Origin of the sequence: Methyloceanibacter marginalis, assembly GCF_001723295.1 — a bacterium.
Classification (GTDB): Bacteria; Pseudomonadota; Alphaproteobacteria; order Rhizobiales; family Methyloligellaceae; genus Methyloceanibacter; species Methyloceanibacter marginalis.
This window is the reverse complement of the sequence record NZ_LPWD01000350.1, coordinates 1-2,530: the sequence shown is the minus strand read 5'-3', so window position 1 is coordinate 2,530 and position 2,530 is coordinate 1. Positions and strand designations below refer to the sequence as shown.

Below are 2,530 nucleotides of genomic sequence, written 5' to 3'. Positions count from 1 at the left end.
GCTGAAAGCCCTGCGCGAGCGCACGGTCACGCGCCTGGAATCGGGCGCCATGCTCCTCACCCGCGACGACAAGGAACTGCCGGTCGAGCATTCCGGCGCGCCGATCGTCGGCTATGACGGCACACTGGCCGGCGCCGTGCTCGTGTTCCGCGACGTGACCGAGCGGCGGCGCACGGCGCAGCGCCAGACCATGCTCGTCGGCGAGCTCAACCACCGGGTCAAGAACGCGCTGGCGATCGTGCAGTCGCTGGTCCAGGCGAGCCTGCGCCAGGCGTCCAACCAATCCGCGCAAGCCATGGCCCAGACCCTTGCCGAGCGGCTTCAGGCCCTGCACCGGGCGCACGATCTTCTGCTGGAGTCGCAATGGTCGGGCGCCAGCCTGAAAGCCATGGTCGACCGCGAACTGCAGCCCTATCAGCGCGATGACGGGCCGAAGATCACCGTCAAGGGGCCGGACGTGCTGCTGCCACCGCAATGCACCTCGATCCTCGCCATGACGCTGCACGAGCTGGCGACCAACGCGGTGAAATACGGCGCGCTGTCGCAGAATGCCGGTGAGCTCAACGTGAGCTGGAAGACCGCGCGCGGCAATCGGCTGTTGCTGACCTGGGAGGAACGCGGTGTGCCTTCCGTCCCGAAGAAGCGCGGGCGGACAGGCTTCGGCTCGCAGCTTATCGACAAGGGCATCCGCCACAACCTCGGCGGGGAAACCAAGATGGAGTTCCGCCCGACCGGCCTTTATGCGGAGCTGAACGTGCCTTTGACCCCGTCCAACGAGCCGCGCACCAAGTCCGAGGTGGCCGAAGCGCCGGCCGCCTGAACCTATTCGAGGACGCTGATCTCTTCGTTGGCGTGACGCAGGCGCTCCGAGACTCCCGGGTCAGATTGCTCAAAATGGTGATCATGATGTTGGGATGGTCGGCAGACAGCTCATGCAGCTCCTCGACGCCGAGGCCGTAGCAAATCACCCTCTCATTGGCGATGACGTCGGCGGAGCGTTTGCCGCCGTCGAGCAGGGCCATCTCTCCGAAAGTGAGGCCGGGGCCGATCGAGGCCACGCGCTTGCGCCGTTCGCCTTTGCCGTGAACCTTGATCTCGACGCTGACCGTGCCGCGCGCCAGCACGAAGAACAGCTTGGCTGGGTCGCCTTCGCGCATGATGACGTCGCCTTTGTCGAACACGAGCGGCCGGATGATGGATTCAACCAGCCGGCATTCCTCGGCGGTCAGGCCCTTGAACAAATTGATCTCCGACACCGAGAACTTCGTGCCGACGCTCGAGCCGGCGCCGGCCAGGAGCTGATCCTCGCACCACTCCAGAGCCGCATCCGCGTCGCGGAACTGGCGCAGACGGTGGCCTTCCTCCGTCTCGGCGAGCGCCCGGGTCAGCCGCTCCAGCGGCCCGTCGGCGGCGATCGAAGCGAACACCAGCTCCGCGTCGCTTTTCGCCATGGAGCGCACCGCCCGCACGATCAGCTTGCACGCCGACGCATCGGCCAGGTGCACGCGCTTGAAATCGACGATGACGTATCTTGAGTCCTCAGCGAGCTGGGCGAGCCGGCGCAAGAGCTGCTCGGTCGAGCCGAAAAACAGCGCGCCCTGCGCTTCGAGCACCGAGATCTTCCGTCCTTCCTCCGTCAGATGGTGCGCTCTTCCAGCGTGCGCAGGCGGTTCGAGCGCACCAGGTCCGCCCGGTAGTCGCGTCTGAGCACGCTGCGCACATTGGTGCGGTTGTTGAAGGCATGGAGCTGGAACTCGTTCGAGATCTCCTGGCACACGCGGATGCCGCGCAGGCTGTTGCCCTGCGTGTCGATCGGCGGCGCGTAGACGCAGATGCCGATCTGCCCGGGGATCACGGCGATGATGCAGCCCGACACGCCGCTCTTGGCCGGCATGCCGACCTCGTAGGCCCATTCGCCCGCATAGTCGTACATGCCGCAGGAGTTCATCACCGTCAGCATATCGCGCACATATTGCGCATCGAAGATCGCGTGGTCGGTGAGGGGGTTGCGGCCGTCATTGGCGAGCGTCGCCGCCATGATAGCGAGGTCGCTTGCGGTGACGTTCACCGAGCACTGGCGAAAATAGAGATCGAGCACCTCGTTCGGATCGCGCTCGATCATCGCGGTGTTGAGCATCATGTAGGCGATGGCGCGGTTGCGATGCCCCGTGGCGAGTTCGGAGGCGAACACCGCCTCGTCGATGTCGAGGTCGCGGCCGGCGAGGCTCGAGAACAGGTCGAGCATGTTGGCGATGCGCTGCTTCTGGCTGTCGCCCTGCATCATCTCGGCGACGGCGATCGCGCCGGCGTTCACCATCGGATTGAACGGGCGGTTGGCCGCCTCGTCGAGCACGATGGAGTTGAAGGCTTCGCCCGTGGGCTCCACGCCCACCCGTTTGAGCACGCCCGCGCGCCCGTGATGCTGGAGCGCGTAGCCGTACATGAACGGCTTCGACACCGATTGGATCGTGAAGGGGGTGTACGCGTCGCCGACGGAATAGAGCTGCCCGTCCACCGTGGCGATGGCGAT

2 protein-coding genes and 1 pseudogene are annotated in these 2,530 nt (G+C 65.7%); 1 reads left to right on the top strand and 2 read right to left on the bottom strand.

The annotated features are described in order from the left end of the window. Positions 1-49: 49 nt before the first annotated feature. Positions 50-397, top strand: a pseudogene (locus tag AUC71_RS22390) (HWE histidine kinase domain-containing protein); the annotation flags it as partial. Positions 398-671: 274 nt separating this feature from the next. On the opposite strand, the gene AUC71_RS17965 reads toward AUC71_RS22390, so the two are convergent. Continuing rightward, positions 672-1,613: a cyclic nucleotide-binding domain-containing protein gene (locus AUC71_RS17965; protein ID WP_158007832.1), complete on the bottom strand. Its 942-nt coding sequence runs from the start codon at positions 1,611-1,613 to the stop codon at positions 672-674. Between the two features lie 23 nt (positions 1,614-1,636). Next, the coding region (glsA, locus tag AUC71_RS12570) for a glutaminase A (RefSeq protein ID WP_069624540.1) at positions 1,637-2,530 on the bottom strand (894 nt) is incomplete at its 5' end.